The organism is Acinetobacter terrae (genome assembly GCF_002135195.1).
In the GTDB taxonomy this organism is placed as follows: Bacteria; Pseudomonadota; Gammaproteobacteria; order Pseudomonadales; family Moraxellaceae; genus Acinetobacter; species Acinetobacter terrae.
On record NZ_NEGF01000003.1, the window covers coordinates 39,248 to 54,498 of the forward strand.

General features: G+C 39.1%; 14 protein-coding genes. 6 read left to right on the forward strand and 8 right to left on the reverse strand.

The features are described from left to right. Nucleotides 1–11 precede the first annotated feature (11 nt). The 3 genes from tagF to B9T23_RS04430 all read left to right on the forward strand — a co-directional run bounded on the left by tagF (nt 12) and on the right by B9T23_RS04430 (nt 2,275). Nucleotides 12–971 (forward strand): type VI secretion system-associated protein TagF, encoded by a 960-nt coding sequence (gene tagF, locus B9T23_RS04420; RefSeq protein WP_086193158.1) that lies wholly within the window; start codon nt 12–14, stop codon nt 969–971. A gap of 47 nt (nt 972–1,018) precedes the next feature. Continuing rightward, entirely contained in the window at nt 1,019–1,735 is a 717-nt protein-coding gene (locus B9T23_RS04425) for an OmpA family protein (protein WP_228145900.1), read from the forward strand. 303 nt (nt 1,736–2,038) lie between these two features. Then, nucleotides 2,039–2,275 carry a VF530 family protein gene (locus tag B9T23_RS04430; protein WP_067724253.1) on the forward strand — a complete coding sequence of 79 codons (237 nt, stop codon included), beginning with the start codon at nt 2,039–2,041 and terminating at the stop codon, nt 2,273–2,275. Nucleotides 2,276–2,700: 425 nt separating this feature from the next. On the opposite strand, the gene B9T23_RS04435 is transcribed toward B9T23_RS04430, so the two are convergent. Then, nucleotides 2,701–3,618 carry a LysR family transcriptional regulator gene (locus tag B9T23_RS04435; protein ID WP_086193160.1) on the reverse strand — a complete coding sequence of 306 codons (918 nt, stop codon included), beginning with the start codon at nt 3,616–3,618 and terminating at the stop codon, nt 2,701–2,703. Between the two features lie 136 nt (nt 3,619–3,754). On the opposite strand from B9T23_RS04435, the gene B9T23_RS04440 reads away from it, so the two are divergent. The 3 genes from B9T23_RS04440 (at nt 3,755) to B9T23_RS04450 (ending at nt 5,584) form a co-directional block, all read left to right on the forward strand. Beyond that, nucleotides 3,755–4,168, forward strand: a complete 414-nt coding sequence (locus B9T23_RS04440) for a carboxymuconolactone decarboxylase family protein (protein ID WP_086193161.1) — start codon at nt 3,755–3,757, stop codon at nt 4,166–4,168. Between the two features lie 87 nt (nt 4,169–4,255). Further along, nucleotides 4,256–5,044, forward strand: coding sequence for an NAD(P)-binding domain-containing protein (locus tag B9T23_RS04445; RefSeq protein WP_086193162.1), 789 nt, complete (start codon nt 4,256–4,258; stop codon nt 5,042–5,044). 135 nt (nt 5,045–5,179) lie between these two features. Next, a complete protein-coding gene (locus tag B9T23_RS04450; protein WP_213033028.1) occupies nt 5,180–5,584 on the forward strand; it encodes a carboxymuconolactone decarboxylase family protein in 405 nt (134 codons plus the stop codon). A gap of 177 nt (nt 5,585–5,761) precedes the next feature. Here the strand turns inward: B9T23_RS04450 and B9T23_RS04455 are convergent, their stop codons facing one another. The 7 genes from B9T23_RS04455 to B9T23_RS04485 form a co-directional block, all read right to left on the reverse strand. Beyond that, a complete protein-coding gene (locus B9T23_RS04455) occupies nt 5,762–7,087 on the reverse strand; it encodes an MFS transporter (RefSeq protein ID WP_086193163.1) in 1,326 nt (441 codons plus the stop codon). A gap of 178 nt (nt 7,088–7,265) precedes the next feature. Further along, nucleotides 7,266–8,516 (reverse strand): OprD family outer membrane porin, encoded by a 1,251-nt coding sequence (locus B9T23_RS04460; protein WP_086193164.1) that lies wholly within the window; start codon nt 8,514–8,516, stop codon nt 7,266–7,268. 431 nt (nt 8,517–8,947) lie between these two features. Continuing rightward, nucleotides 8,948–9,838 carry a helix-turn-helix domain-containing protein gene (locus tag B9T23_RS04465; RefSeq protein ID WP_086193165.1) on the reverse strand — a complete coding sequence of 297 codons (891 nt, stop codon included), beginning with the start codon at nt 9,836–9,838 and terminating at the stop codon, nt 8,948–8,950. 66 nt (nt 9,839–9,904) lie between these two features. Beyond that, nucleotides 9,905–11,338, reverse strand: coding sequence for an NAD-dependent succinate-semialdehyde dehydrogenase (locus tag B9T23_RS04470; protein WP_086193166.1), 1,434 nt, complete (start codon nt 11,336–11,338; stop codon nt 9,905–9,907). Nucleotides 11,339–11,369: 31 nt separating this feature from the next. Continuing rightward, nucleotides 11,370–12,998, reverse strand: coding sequence for a flavin-containing monooxygenase (locus B9T23_RS04475; RefSeq protein ID WP_086193167.1), 1,629 nt, complete (start codon nt 12,996–12,998; stop codon nt 11,370–11,372). A gap of 170 nt (nt 12,999–13,168) precedes the next feature. Next, nucleotides 13,169–14,227 carry an alcohol dehydrogenase gene (locus B9T23_RS04480; RefSeq protein WP_086193168.1) on the reverse strand — a complete coding sequence of 353 codons (1,059 nt, stop codon included), beginning with the start codon at nt 14,225–14,227 and terminating at the stop codon, nt 13,169–13,171. Between the two features lie 27 nt (nt 14,228–14,254). After that, nucleotides 14,255–15,175 carry an alpha/beta hydrolase gene (locus B9T23_RS04485; protein ID WP_086193169.1) on the reverse strand — a complete coding sequence of 307 codons (921 nt, stop codon included), beginning with the start codon at nt 15,173–15,175 and terminating at the stop codon, nt 14,255–14,257. Nucleotides 15,176–15,251 lie beyond the last annotated feature (76 nt).

A 15,251-nucleotide genomic window follows, 5' to 3' on the forward strand; every position in this document is an offset into this window, starting at 1 on the left:
GGAGTGTTTTGATGCATGAAATGAAAACGTTGCCACTTTATTATGGTAAATGTCCTGCACGTGGAGATTTCCTGAAAACCCATGGTCAGTCTGCTTTAATTCAATTGATAGATCAATGGATTACTGAAGCACTTGAATATACCATGCAGTCAGCGGATTTCAATACCATGTATGCAGAACTACCTGCATTGGATTTCTTTATTGCTAATTCGCAAGAACCCCAGTTTTTGGTGGCTAATTTGATCACCAGTGAGGATGGTTCAGGTCGAAAGTTTCCAATGGTGCTCAATCATTTATTGGAAGTAGATACACTCTATGAAAATATTTTATATGCACCATATCGCTATAAACAGACATTAACTGATTTGTTTCAAATAAATCGGGAGATGCATGCCATAGATGATCCTGAGATTTTGCTGGATAAATTAGCTAAATTAAGTAATGAAATTCATATATTCACCAATACGGAAAGCGCAGCATTTTATGATAATCATACAATTCATTCATTTTCACAGCTAATGAAAATAAGTGCCTATGAATTTGCACAAAGTATGATTGGATTGGGGATATTGTTACAACCAGTGATTCAACAAGGAACTAATCCGTTAAAAAAGGTACTTATTTTACCTATAAATAATCCAGGTTATTGCTATGAAATTGCCGCTTTTTGGATCAATTTAATTAGTGGTTTTGTCTCTAAACAGAATACCGAATTGTTCATTGGAATCTTACACCGTGATTCACCCGTATTATTGGTTGGATTCCAAGGTGCTGATATTATTACATTAAGTGAAATATTTAATCAAAAGATGCATTCCAAACATTGGGTTTCATTGATTGAAGCGAACTGGATTGATCCTTATTTAGAACAAAATGCCGGTTTAGCAACTTTGGAACAATCTTTAAGTGAGCGCCAACTCAGCTTAAATCAAGCTATGAAATTATTTAAACAAACATTTATTAATGAATAAAAATCATGAAAAAACAAATAATTAAAAGTATTTCTTATATCGTTTTTATGTCGGGTGTCCCAGTCATTGCTTATGCAGAACCGATTGTAGTTGAAGGTGCTGTACCCAATGAAGCGAGTAAACAAGCGATTTTAAATAAAATGTATGCTGTTTACGGTACAGATCATGTGGTTGATAAAATTCAGGTTCGCGCTGTATCTGCACCAAATGGCTGGAGTGATTCTGTTTCAAAAGTCATTACGGAAGACTTAAAAAAAGTTAAACAAGGAAAATTGTCTGTACGTGGTACACAGGTTGAATTAGCTGGAAAAATGTCAAATCAAAATAATATTCAGCCAACTACAGTAAATTTTCAGAATTTGGTTCAAGCACCATATCGTTTAAATACACAGTTAACAGTGAATCAGGCAGAACAGAAAATTATTGATGAGGCTTTAAAAAACCGAATTATTGAGTTTGAATCTAGCAGTGCGATATTGGCTGAATCAGGTATCAAAATTTTGGATGAGATGGCAGTTGCCTTAAACAAGGTTGCTGGAAAGAAGGTAAAAGTTATTGGTCATACGGATAGTTCAGGTAATTCAGCTAAAAATTTAACTTTAAGTCAGGAACGAGCAGCTGCTGTTAAAAATTATTTAATTGGAAAGAATATTCCAACAGATCGTTTAAGTGTTGAAGGTTTAGGTTCCAATAAACCGGTTGCAGATAACACAACAGTTGAAGGTCGTAAGAAAAACCGTCGGATCGAGTTTGAAGTTCTATAAGCTATTCATAAAGAGCTACAGTTATGTGGCTTTTATTAAATGTATTATATTTCGTATAATGTATATTATGTTAAATACGATACACCTGAAAGAGGCCGTTTTATTGTAGCTTTTTAACGGTAGCATATATTAAAAAGCTTTCTTTGAATTATTAATTATTTGAAATATTTTATGCATCAGCACTGTTGTAAATAGGAAGATAAGCTGTAATTTTCTATGTTAATTACGTTTAAATTCCAACCCTCTCATTTTTCAACTAGCTCAGGTTATAATAATGGCCTCCCAAAATATGGTTGATCTATTATGAACACCTCCAATGACCCTTTACACGGCAAAAAACTTGCTGACATTTTGGATGAATTATTGGATTACTACGGTGGCTTTGAAGGCTTAAATCGTAAAATTGAAATTAGATGTTTTTGCATAGATCCAAGTGTTAAATCATCATTGCGATTCTTACGTACCACACCATGGGCACGTGAAAAAGTAGAAAGCTTATATTTGTATGTCTTACGCCAAAAAGCCAAACAGAAATCGTAGCTATCAAAACCCTAGCCTCAGCATAATATTTTATACCAAATAGTAAACTACACTTATTGAATAGCCACCGATTTTGTAGACACCTTTTAATTAGTGGTGGACTGCCACCACTCTCCTAGACAAATTTAGTCTATTCTTAAGACCTTTTTAGTAGGAAAATATGTATTCATAGCTAGGTTAATGAACCAAATATTTTATAAGTTATCACTTTAGTGCTCTAAGTAATTAAATTTATTGTTTATTAAACATAAATTTAATTGTGAACTAGATTCTAGGTGAACATAAGTTAAATAAGATATTGTGCATAACTACCTACTAAGGTCTCCATACATAAAAGCTAATTTTAAAATTAAAGCTAAAACAAATTTTAAGATATCAGAAACTTAATCACATCTAAATAAAGTCTATTTTCATGGTCGGTTAATTTATTTAACCAATCCAAAGATTTCTTCTCTTAACCATTGAATACTTGGATTATGTTGATGTTTGGGATGCCAAATCATTCGAAGTCTATAACGTATAGATTGAAATGGAAGTTCAATAAAATGCAAATTGAAATGCGCTCCTTCAACCAAATTACGCGGTAGCGTACACACATAATCTGTATGCTGCAGGCATTCAGCAGCAAGTAAGAAATGAGAAATACTGTGCCGCACAAATCTTTTATAGCCTAAACTTTGCAATACGATGTCTGTATAACCCGCCAAATTCATCTCATTGGTATTCACCACAATATGTTCCAGTGAACAATATTCCTCCATGGTTATGCTTTTCTTTTTCTGCAGTTGATGTCCTTGTCTAAAACACAGCACCAAATCTTCATCCATCAGTAAAAGGCTTGGAAAATTTTCAGGTAGATTGTTTTCTAAATCTATTGCCAGATCTATTTGATCCTGTGCTAACTGCTGGACAATTTTACTTTGGTGATATTGCACAAATTCTATTTGCAATTGGTTGTTCGGTAGATCACTTAAAAACTGAATGAGTGGACTGACAATACTTACAGAAGCACTATCACTGACCGCAATTCTAAACACTCTTTTATCTTTTTTAGGGTCAAACTTTGGCTCAGTGTCATGAATGACATATAAACAGTGCATCAGGTTTTTCAATGGTTCTATTAAAGCTTCCGCTTTTTCAGTTAACACCATCCCCTTGCCTTCAATGGCGGGTATTAATAATGGATCATTAAAACTTGATCTCAATTTTGCCAGTTGAGCCGATAACGCAGGTTGACTGATATGTATAGCCTGAGCGGCATGTGTGACATTTTTATATTCGAACAGCGTGTGTAAGGATACCAATAAATTGAGATCAAGATGATGTAGTGCTGAAGCATCCATAATGCTTATACCTTAGATAACGACTATCTATTTCAACTATACCATGAATACTTTTATAGTGAATCTATCACATCAGCGTAACCCTGATTTGCACGGTAAATCACCTGATCGACATATTAACTAAAGGTATAAGAATATGACAACTGAACGCTATCAACGTGGTCTTGACCGTATGTTGGAACTTGTTGGCACACCACAAGAAAATACTTTTGACCACGTAAAATTGGTCGAGTCTTATAAAGAACTGGATGCAGATTTATCTGACTACATCATCTCATTTGCCTTCGGCGATATCTATTCACGTAAAAGTTTGACTCAACAAGAACAAACCATGGTCACCATCTCTACCCTGGTTGCTTTAGGAACAGAGCCACAACTGAAGTTACACATTAACGTGGGTTTTAACGTCGGTTTAACGCAAGAGAAAATTGTTGGCGCCCTGATTCAATGTATTCCTTATGTGGGTTTCCCGCGTGTCCTTAATGGTTTAACACTGTTAAAACAAGTGATGGCTGAACGTGGTCTTAGCCCGAAAACTGAAGCCAACTAAGCTTCCATGATTTGATATTCACTGAGTGCGTGATTGTTTTAATAAAAAGCTAAGCGCACTTAGATTTCCATATATTCGGAGTTTACTATGCATCTTATGATTGGTTTAGGCCCGATCGGCGGCAATATCGGTGCAAATCTAGCCGAACGTGGACAAAGCGTTTATGGTTACGACTTTAATTTAGAGCGTAACCGCGAATGGTCTGAAGAAACGCAGTCTCCTTCAGGTAATGACTTGGCGGTTATCGATTGGGCATCTGTAGCAAGCGTTCATATCGCTGTACGTTTGGCAGATCAGGTTTTATCTGTATTTGATGCACTTAAACAGCATACAGACCAGGCTTTAACTGTTTTTGTGCATACTACCCTGTCACCTAATGATGCAAAGCGTATTTTTGCTGCTGCACCTACACACTGGCGTACCTTTGAAGCACCAGTATCTGGTGGCCCCAAAGGCGCGCGGCAAGGTTCAATGACCATTTTTTTAAGTGGCCCTCAACAGACAGATGTTGAAGATAAAATTTTAGCGAATATCTCTGGCCGTGTATTCAGTATGGATTTCTACGGTCAACCTGCATTAGTGAAACTTCTTAATAATGCGTTGGGAACATATAACTTGGCTGCAACAGCACAGATGTTGAATTTGGCAGAAGTACATGGTGTTCCTGCGAAATCATTATTTGAAGTGATTGCCGTATCTACAGGCAAAAGCTGGATGAGCGATAATTTAATTGATGTTCAATATGACTTACTGCTCAAAGATGTCGGTCTACTACATAGTGAATTAGGTTCGCTACCGACAATTGATTTAGATCAAGGCGTTGAAGAAGCCATTTTGCAGGCCCGTACATTACTCGGTACTAAAGCAGATCAATAGCCAAACGAGTTTTAGAATCACTTTATAAGAAGTCACTTAAATTAACTGTTCACATCAATAAACCCATTAAAAATGGGTTTATTTGTTTCATCAAAATAAATGTATTCAACTCATCATTTGAAAAAGGAATTAAAAATGGATCAAAAAGATTTATACGCGTCTGGTGAAGCAAAAATGCTGGAGTTTAGTCATCCGCATGATTCCAGTATCCCGTCTTTTGAACAGGTATCGGATCAACTCAATGCTTTAGCCCCGGGCATGGATCATCTGATCAAGGGCTTTGTATTTGGACAAATCTATACGCGTGAAGGTCTGGATAATCAGCAACGTATACTGATTACCCTATCCTCATTGGTAAGCTTAGGCGCAGAAAAACAATTAAATCTGTATATCAATAATGCACTAAATGTCGATGTGTCCCCTAGGCAAATCATAGAAACCTTTGTGCATTTAATTCCTTATATTGGTTTCCCACGGGTATTAAATGCTTTAACAGTCACCCAAGAAGTGTTTAAACAACGTAGCATCACAGCCGAATAAAAGCCTTTTCAATTTGATAAAAAAATAAAGCCAGCTTAAACAAGCTGGCTTTATTTTTGCGTCAATCTATATCGCGATCTTTCATCTTTTTAACATAGAGGCGTTAGATCATGCGTATAAAAAACTCGGATCATCTGACCCGAGTTTTTATGATTAAAATTTACTTTATGCGATGTACTAGACCATTGCCGTTTTTAAAGCAGTTTTCTGTTGTGGCATGATAAAACATAATGCAACTGTTCCGATTAGCCCTGCCAGTGCAATCACCATAAAGTTTTGTTCTAAAGGTAACTGCAGATTGACAATAATACCAATAATCACCGGTGCCAAAATTGCGCCCAGACGACCAATACCGGTCGCAAAACCAATACCTGTGGAGCGGATATGACTCGGGTAAAATTGCCCACAGAATGCATAAGCAATAATTTGAGCACCCGTCGTACATGAACCGACCAAGGCAATGAGTATGTATAGCAAATGAGTCGGTAAATTAAGGGTCATCATGTAGAGGAAAATACTTCCAAGGGCAAACATACTCACAACAACCCACTTGATCTGGAAACGGTCTGCCAACCAGCCACAGAAGATACTGCCAAATATCGCTCCGATATTCAGTGCAATCACAAAGCTGAGTGATGATCCCAAACTATAACCAGACATCGCCATAAGCTTAGTGAGCCAAGTGCTGAGCGCATACACCATGAATAATCCGGTCGTAATGGAAATCCAAAACATCACTGTGCTTAATGCCCTGCCATTTTGGAAAAGTTGGATTACAGGAGCGGAACTGGTCTGTTCTTTTTCTGTCAACTTTAAAGTATATGGCTTGCTGAGGTCTAATTTCGGGTTAATCGCCATTAAAGCTTTTTCTAAACTTTTACGATCATTTTTCTTTTGCATGTACAGCATGGAATCAGGCATAAATTTAATGATAAATGGAATTAAAATGACCGGTAACGCTGCTGCGTAAAAGACCACTTGCCATCCGAATTCGAGAATAAACTGTTTACCCAATACTGCTGCACATACTGCACCTAATGCATAACCGGAGAACATAATCGCGGTCATCATGCTGCGTATTTTTTTAGGTGCATATTCGGTCATGTGTGCAGTAATATTCGGCTGAACACCACCGATTCCAATACCTGCTAAAAAGCGCATTAAGCTGAAGGTATAGGGATCGTCACACATGCCGGCAGCAGCAGTAAACACACTGAATAAAAAGATACAAATGCTCAGACTCCAGCGGCGGCCGATTTTCTCTGAAATCGAACCCATGAAAATCCCGCCGAACATCATCCCAAACAGTGCTGAGCTGGCCATGAAGCCCGCAGTCACCGCACTTACTCCCATATTTTCCATAATCGAAGGAATTGCGACACCTGCAATTGCGACATCATAACCATCAATCAGGATAATAAGAAAACACCAAAATAATACTTTGAAATTAAAGAAATTAAATTTGGATTCATCAATATTTTTTTGTACATCTATGTACTGCATTGTAGTCTCCTTGACCAAATGGGCGTTCTATTTATCATTGCCCAAATACAGTCTTCATATTTTTATCCAGTTGATTGAGTCGGTTTGAGATCAACTGGATAAGATTTTCGTTTTGCAAATCACTGTGAATTAAATGATTTACCCATAAATTTTCTGAGCATGTTGCTTTACTAAAAAATTAAAATGTCCAGCTATAGTCCAGATTGACACGTGACTCATTTGCATCTTTAAAATGCGCTGAAGATGCAAAATTGTTGCGATAGATGGTGTTTCTTAAACGAATATTTAAGGACTTGAATGCGCCAGAAGCGACTTGATAACGAATTTCACTATCTAGCGAGCGCTCTTTGAGATTGTTGCCGCCCAATGCTTCAGGAAGCTCGATGTGAGTTCCCTTGTTATAACGCAACATGATATTTAGATTAGGCAAATCAAAATCGGAAAAGTGTCTGTCGTAGCGTACTGACCAAACCCGTTCATTTTTATTGACAAAATCCGAGCTCATGTTATCGACAAACATCGGGGTATCTCCCCCGCTCAAATAGGCAAGTGCGGTATCACCCTGACTGAGCATACCGCCCAGACTGAAAGTATTAGCGCCATATTTCCAGCCCCAAATACTACCTACAGCGAAGTTATCAATTTTCCCTGCTTGGGCTGCACCACTATCCAGAGTTCGATAGAGCTGCACCTTGCCAAGAACAGGTAATTCAGATGATGCATTTAAATTGTAGGTAATAGCATACTGCTGATAAATATCATTTAATTGCGAATAGTAGTATGAAATTTGATGCTGATTTTTTTGATATTCCAATCCGCTATAGATAAAATGTGAACTGCTTAAATCACCGCTAAAACGCTTCTGCAATGGAGTTAGCGATACTTCAGTCCATTCAGACTCGTCACGCTGAATCACCTCATCGACATAACCCGCAACAAATTTAAGCGGTTGAATATCCTGAGTGGTGAATTCGACGCCTTGATAGGTCTGATCCAGCAAACGTGCAGGTGAAGCGAAGATAACGGGATTTCGCGGTTTGAGAGCACCCGCTTTTACTTCGCTTTTTGATGCCTTAATTTTTGCTGTCGCATAGATGCGATGAAATTCATCTACAGGCTCACGAGTGGTTTTGTTGTATTCAAGAATACCGGTGCCGGTATGCTGCGAATCCGAATCAAGCTTTAGTCCTAAATCAGCCTGTAGATCTAAACCCAGCCCAATCAACCCTTCTGTATAACCCGATTGATAATTAAAAATGAAAGCTTGGGCCCATTCCCGCGCAGCAGGATATGGCGCATCCTCTGCAGTAAAGTTGCGGTCGAAATAATAGTTTCGGGCAGTCACAGAGACTTTCTGGTCATCTATAAAATTGGCATGGGCTTGAGTCAGACTCAAGCCCACACAGCATAAAATAAACATTTTATCCATATACCTACTGATCTTCCCAGATCAGCTCCTTGTTTCGAACTTTACAAGTTCATTCATCCTTAGATCCATAAAGGTTTCGCACTATTGATTTTTTAACATCATCAATCTCAAAAGAAAATTGACCCAGTTTTGAATCATTATTTTTTTATTGATTAAATAGCGCAGCATTCACATGCTTAGGATTAATTGTAAGGATTGGATAAAATTTTGATTGGATAAAAATAACGATTATTAGAATAATATGATCATCGATTGGACTTTTTTATCTTATTTTGGCTCTCTCATTTTTTATTGGATAAGATCTTTCTATACTGCATTAAAGATAGACAAAATATGGTTTTATATAATGTATGAATAAATCTTAATTTTTGGACGTAAAAAAAATAAAAAAAATAGGAAGGAACAGGCAAAAAAATAGGATGTTGAACATCCTATCTTCGACGAATTTCTAGCGGAGTTTTATTGAGTGTTTTTTGAAATACCCGGCTCATATGGCTTTGGTCACAAAAGCCTGAATCCAGAGCGACTGCTTTCAAGGGTAAATCTGGTTTGGATTGCAGTAGTTTTTTTGCATATTTCACCCGTAGATCCATAATATAATTGGCGGGTGACTGACCAAATTCAATTTTGAATTTTCGCATTAAGTGCGGCACACTCATATTTAAAATTCGGGCTAAATCTGCAAGCGTAATTTTTAAAGCAATATGGTGCTGGATATAATCAAACAACAGTTCTTTTTGGGTTTTATTTAAGCCGGAACTGCACATCTTTTCACTAAAATCTAAATCGGAAAAATGACGTAATAAATGAATCGCAATTTGATTTTTAATGCTTTCAATAAATAAGTCTCCCCCGATTCCACCAATTTTCAGCTCATGTTCTAAGAGATTAAAATAGGAATCTAGTATGGGATCTTCAATACTCACTTGTGGTTTAATTTTAAACGCGGAAATTTCCTGATTAAAAATTTGAGTGGAAATTAAATTGACATCTTTATGCGGAAGATAGATATGTGAAACAGAAATCTGGTTATCCCAAGACCAACGCGAATCTTCACCATAAGTGAGTAAAGAAATATGACCAGGTTTGACAATTTTAGATTGCCAGACCGGACTATCGTGTTTACAACGCATTTCTGCTGCATGCTGTTTATAGTTCACGATCATATAATCACGCATGGCAGGAATATGTACATCCTGATCGGCATAATAATAGCCCTTAAACGTCAAACCCTCCCAATTACGCGTCTGACTGTCTAAAGTTAATTGTCCCGGAATCCATTGCTGAATTTCATTCGGAATAATGAGGTTTTTCCCTTCCATTCTCTGACTATCCTAGTCATTATTTATACGATAAAGTTTACCTAGATCGGGAGCTTTAAGAGTGGCTTATTCACACAATTTTGTAATGAATTTTGTTCTCAGGTAGCCATCAAAAGTTTCCAGTCCCCCCTCACTGCCAAAGCCACTTTCCTTAATGCCACCAAACGGTGTTTCTGCAATAGCTAGTCCCATATGATTAATCGACACCATGCCGGCTTCCAGTCCATGCGAAATCTGATGCGCATTTTTTAATGAAGAAGTAAAGGCGTAGGAAGCCAAACCAAAAGGTAAACGATTGGCTTCTTCCAATACATCATCCAAGTTGCTAAATGGAATTAAACCAATCATTGGACCAAAAGGTTCATCATTCATGAACTGCGTGTCGTTGTTTAAATCGGCGAGTACCGTTGGCTCAAAGAAGTTACCTTTGCCTGCAATACGTCTCCCACCCTGTAACAGACGGGCATTTTTTAACAATGCATCTTCAACAATTTGTTCCATCGCACCAACACGGCGAGTCTGCGCCAAAGGCCCCATATCGACCTGGTCTAGACCATTACCGACTTTAATCTGCTGGGTACGTTTTACCACTTTATCGCTAAATTCCTGATAAATCGCTTCTTCCACATAAAAACGCGTTGGCGATACACACACCTGTCCAGCATTTCTAAACTTGTAACTGACCAGTTGCTCGACACTGCGGTCAATATTGGCATCTTTACAGATAATGACCGGTGCATGTCCACCAAGTTCCATGGTACAGGCTTTCATATTCATGCTTGCCAACGCTGCAATTTTTTTACCTACGGGTGTTGAACCAGTAAAGGATACTTTTTGCAGAATTGGTGACTGGATCAGATAGTCTGAAATAAAGTTCGAGTCACCCCAAACAATATTCAACACGCCTTTCGGTAAACCGATCTCATGGAAAATTTCCGCAATAGCGTTCACTGCACTCGGAGTATCACTTGAACCTTTGACAATCACGGTACAGCCAGCAGCAATGGCTGCCGAGATTTTACGAATCGCCTGATTAAACGGGAAGTTCCAAGGTGAAATTGCCAGACATACGCCGACAGGTTCACGAATGACTGTCTGTTCCACATTCGGCTGACGCGCAGCAATAGTACGGCCATAAATACGTCGACATTCTTCTGCATGCCATTCTGCATGTTCCGCACAAACGGTGACTTCGCCTATCGCTTCTTTTAACGGTTTACCCTGATCCAGAGTAATGTTACGACCGATTTCAGCGGCACGTTCACGTGCCACCTGCGCAAACTTACGCAGCAGTTCACTGCGGTATAAGGGTGAGGTATTTTTCCAGATTTTAAATGCCTGCTGGGCACTGTCTAGCGCATAGTCCAGATCTGCCGCAGTCGCGCAATCAAACTCGCCGATATGTTCATTATCCACCGGATTCACAATCTGTTTGGTATCGCGGTTTTCGCGTGGCAAAAACTCGCCATTAATGTAAAGCTGAATATTTTTATAACTCATTTTTAAATTCCTTAAAATCCCTTTATTCAACTTAGCAAGCAGCTTGTTCGAGCGATTTGACTGAGTAACCGACTTTAAAATCAACATATTTTCCAGCTTTAGAACCGGCTAAAACCTCACGATAATTTTTTAAACCACCCAAATAGAAATACACGGTATTTTTCTTGCCGGGAATATTGGCACCAAAAATCCACGATTCCGATTTAGAAAATAGCGTCGCATCGGCAATCTCTTGGCAGGTTTCTGACCATTGCTGCTCTTTCTCTTTTACTGCTTCAATAGTTTTAATGTCATTTTCCAAGGCATAACCAAGCGCATCTGAAATCCATTCCACCTGAGTTTCAATCGACGGCGGCAAGTTGGTAAATGGACCATTTGGACCCAGTACCATAAACATATTCGGGAAGTTCGCTGTGGTGACTGCAAGGTAGCTGGATGGGCCAGCTTTCCAGTGATCTTGAATGCTTAAGCCATTACGACCTTTAAGATCCATACGCAAATAGTTACCATCCACTGCATCAAAACCAGTTGCACAGATCAGCATATCCAGTTCGATAAATTCGCCATCTTCAAGTAGAACACCGTTTTCATTGATGTGCTGAATTGGATTATTTTTTACATCTTTCAGCGTAACATTGTCGCGGTTAAAGACATTGTAATAACCGCTGTCGCACAATGGACGTTTTGCATAAAGATCATTTGGTGTCAGTAAATCTGCTGTTTTCGGATCTTTGACAATTTCACGGATTTTTTTCTTAATGAAATTTTGAGCGGCAATATTTGCTTCCATACTCAAGGCGATGTCTGAGAAGGTTTCAAACATAAAGCGGAAGCCACCACCTGTTTGCCAAGCTTTTTCAAAAATCACTTCACGTTCTTGTTCAGAAACGCTCATTGCAGGTGTAGTGCTTTCATTTAAGCCAAAAGCAAAGGCTGAATTTTTTGCGTCATGCCAAATTTGATCATAATTGTCTTTGATCTTGGCAATGGCTTCTGGCGTCATTGGATCATTACAAATCGGTACGCTGTACTGTGCTGAACGTTGCAATACGGTCAAATGCTTCACTTGTGGTGCAATGGCAGTAATCACCTGCACACCTGTCGAACCTGTACCAATGACACCCACACGTTTACCTTCAAAGCTTACATTTTCTGGCCAGCGACTGGTGTGATATAGCTCGCCTTTAAAATCTTGAATACCTTCAATACGCGGAAAATTCGGTGCAGACAGAATACCCAATGCTGAAATCACAAAACGTGCAGTATAGACTTCGCCTGTTTCAGTACGTACATGCCAGAGATTATTTTCATCATCAAAATGCGCTGCCTCAATGGCAGTATTGAACTGAATATCTTTTTTAAGATCGTGCTTCGCTGCAACCTTTTGTAAATATTTCAGGGTATCTGGACCCTGCACATATTTGGTTTTGATTTCTAGGTCTTGGAGCAGTTCCTTATCCCAAGAATAGCAATACAGATGGGTTTCTGTATCAGATAATGCGCCTGGATATTTATTCCAAAACCATGTACCCCCTACATCATCGGCTTTATCAAATGCTTTTACTTTAAGCTTTAATTCATCGCGCAATTTTTTCAGTGCATATAAACCGCCAAAACCTGTACCAATAATAACTGCATCGAAATCCATTTGATTTTTCATAGCGTTTTCCTAACTTGTGAATATCTTTTTATGTGTACTCCTTGCAGTGTATGAACAGAAATAAAGCAAATATTGGATGGTTTGATCATGAGTTAGTACCAGATCATCATCAATAAAATATATAAAATAAAAAAGCCTTCTATTTTCATAGAAGGCTTCAGGTATTCGCATTATACAGCGTGTTTTAACACTAACCGCCCTAAAACTTGACCATTGATGAGTTTCTGCATCGCCTGATTGACTTGATCAATCGGATATTCAGTCACTGGAATAGCTTCTACATTCTTGCTTTTAACAAGTTCAACCAGCTCACGTAGCTCTTCTACTGTACCCACGTAGCTGCCTTGAATGGTCAGTGGTCGCATTGGAATGAGTGGAATCGATAGATTCAGCTCACCGCCAATCAGCCCACAAACGACAATATGACCGCCACGACCAGCACTTGAAATAGCCAAGGACAGACTATCCGCATTACCCACCAGATCCAGAATCAGGCGCGATCCACCCTGAGTCATTTGCTGCAACTGGCTAATCACGTTTTCATCTTTACTATTTAAAGTCGCTATTGCACCGGCTTTTTGGGCTTCAGCGAGTTTATTATCATCAATATCCAGCATGATCGTGCCTTTAGCATTCATGGCATTGAGCAATTTCAACGCCATAAAGCCCAAGCCACCTGCACCAATAATCACCACAGGATAATGTTCAATCTTATCGCCAAATTTTTTCAGTGCGCTATAAGTGGTAACTCCAGCACAAGCCAACGGTGCAGCTTCAGATGGATTTAAACCCTCAATATTGACCAGATATTTTGCTTTAGGCACAATAATTGATTCAGCAAAACCGCCGGCACGATGAATCCCAATCTGATTCGGTTTAATGCACAGGTTTTCTTCACCATGTACGCAGTATTGGCATTCACCACAACCAATCCATGGATGAACCAGAACGTGTTGCCCGATTAACGAATTATCCGCATCTGGCCCGGCTGCAATCACTTCACCCGTCACTTCATGACTCAGTACCAAAGGTGGTTTTACCCCGCGATCGGCCAGATTGAGGCGTTTCCCGCCACCCAAATTATAATAACCTTCCCATAAGTGAATATCCGTATGACAAAGACCTGCAGCCTTCACCTGAATTAAATACTCTTCACCCTGAGGTTGTGGCTGAACAGATTTCACTTTTTCGAGTGGTTGATGATGTTCATTGACGCAATAGCAATGCATATTCGAATCCTTAAAAAAGCAAAATATTTAGATAGCTACAGCAAGAGCATTGTTGTACCACTGCGCAATTTGAGCGATCTCAGCATCAGCAACTTTTGAACGGCCTGCGAGACATGGGAAAACGTGCTGCATGTTATCCACCACAGATAAAGTGACATCGACACCCTGACTTTTAGCCAGATCATTTAAACGCGTTGCATTGTCCACAAGTGATTCAATTGAACCGGCATTGATATAGAGACGTGGGAAGCCTGTAAAATCAGCTTTGAGTGGATTCGCAAGTGGATCGGCTGGGTTTCCGGATTCCCCAAGGAACATAGAAGACATGCCTTTAAGCAGATCGGTAGTGATTAAGGCATCAGTTGCATCATTCTTGACCAATGTTTCACCTAGATGCTCCATATCAAGCCAGGGTGAAAATGCAATCACGGCGCCTGGTAATTCGATATTATTTTTTTTCAAATTAAGGACTGTGGAAATAGCGAGGTTCCCACCGGCAGAATCCCCTGCGGTAAGCAAGTTCTTCGCTTCAAAACCTTGTTTAAGCAATGCTTGATAGACAGCTGTGACTTCATTGACCTGAGACGGAAAAACATGTTCAGGTGCACGTTTATAATCCACTACAAAAGCCGTCACGCCTAAAGCTTTCGCTAAATGCCCTGCCAGTTTACGATGGCTAGATGCAGAACCTACAGCGAAACCACCGCCATGGGTATAGAGAATTACTTTTTTGCGATCTGCGCCCGGTGGCAATGCCCAAATACCCCCTGTACCCGCAATGCTTTCAGACTTGTAACATACATTTTCTGGCTCTAGTGTCGGTTGATGCCATTCATCAAACAGACTACGAAAGTCCTCAATGGTCATATTCGGGTTGGCTGTCATACGATCTGACCAGTTTTGATAAAGATCAGTCAAAAATTGTTCATTCTGTCCTTGTTGATTCATTTCGAATTCCTTCACATCATTTAATCTAGGTATCAAAGACTTAAAGCTAAAATAAAAAGCTTTAAATACAGTGATT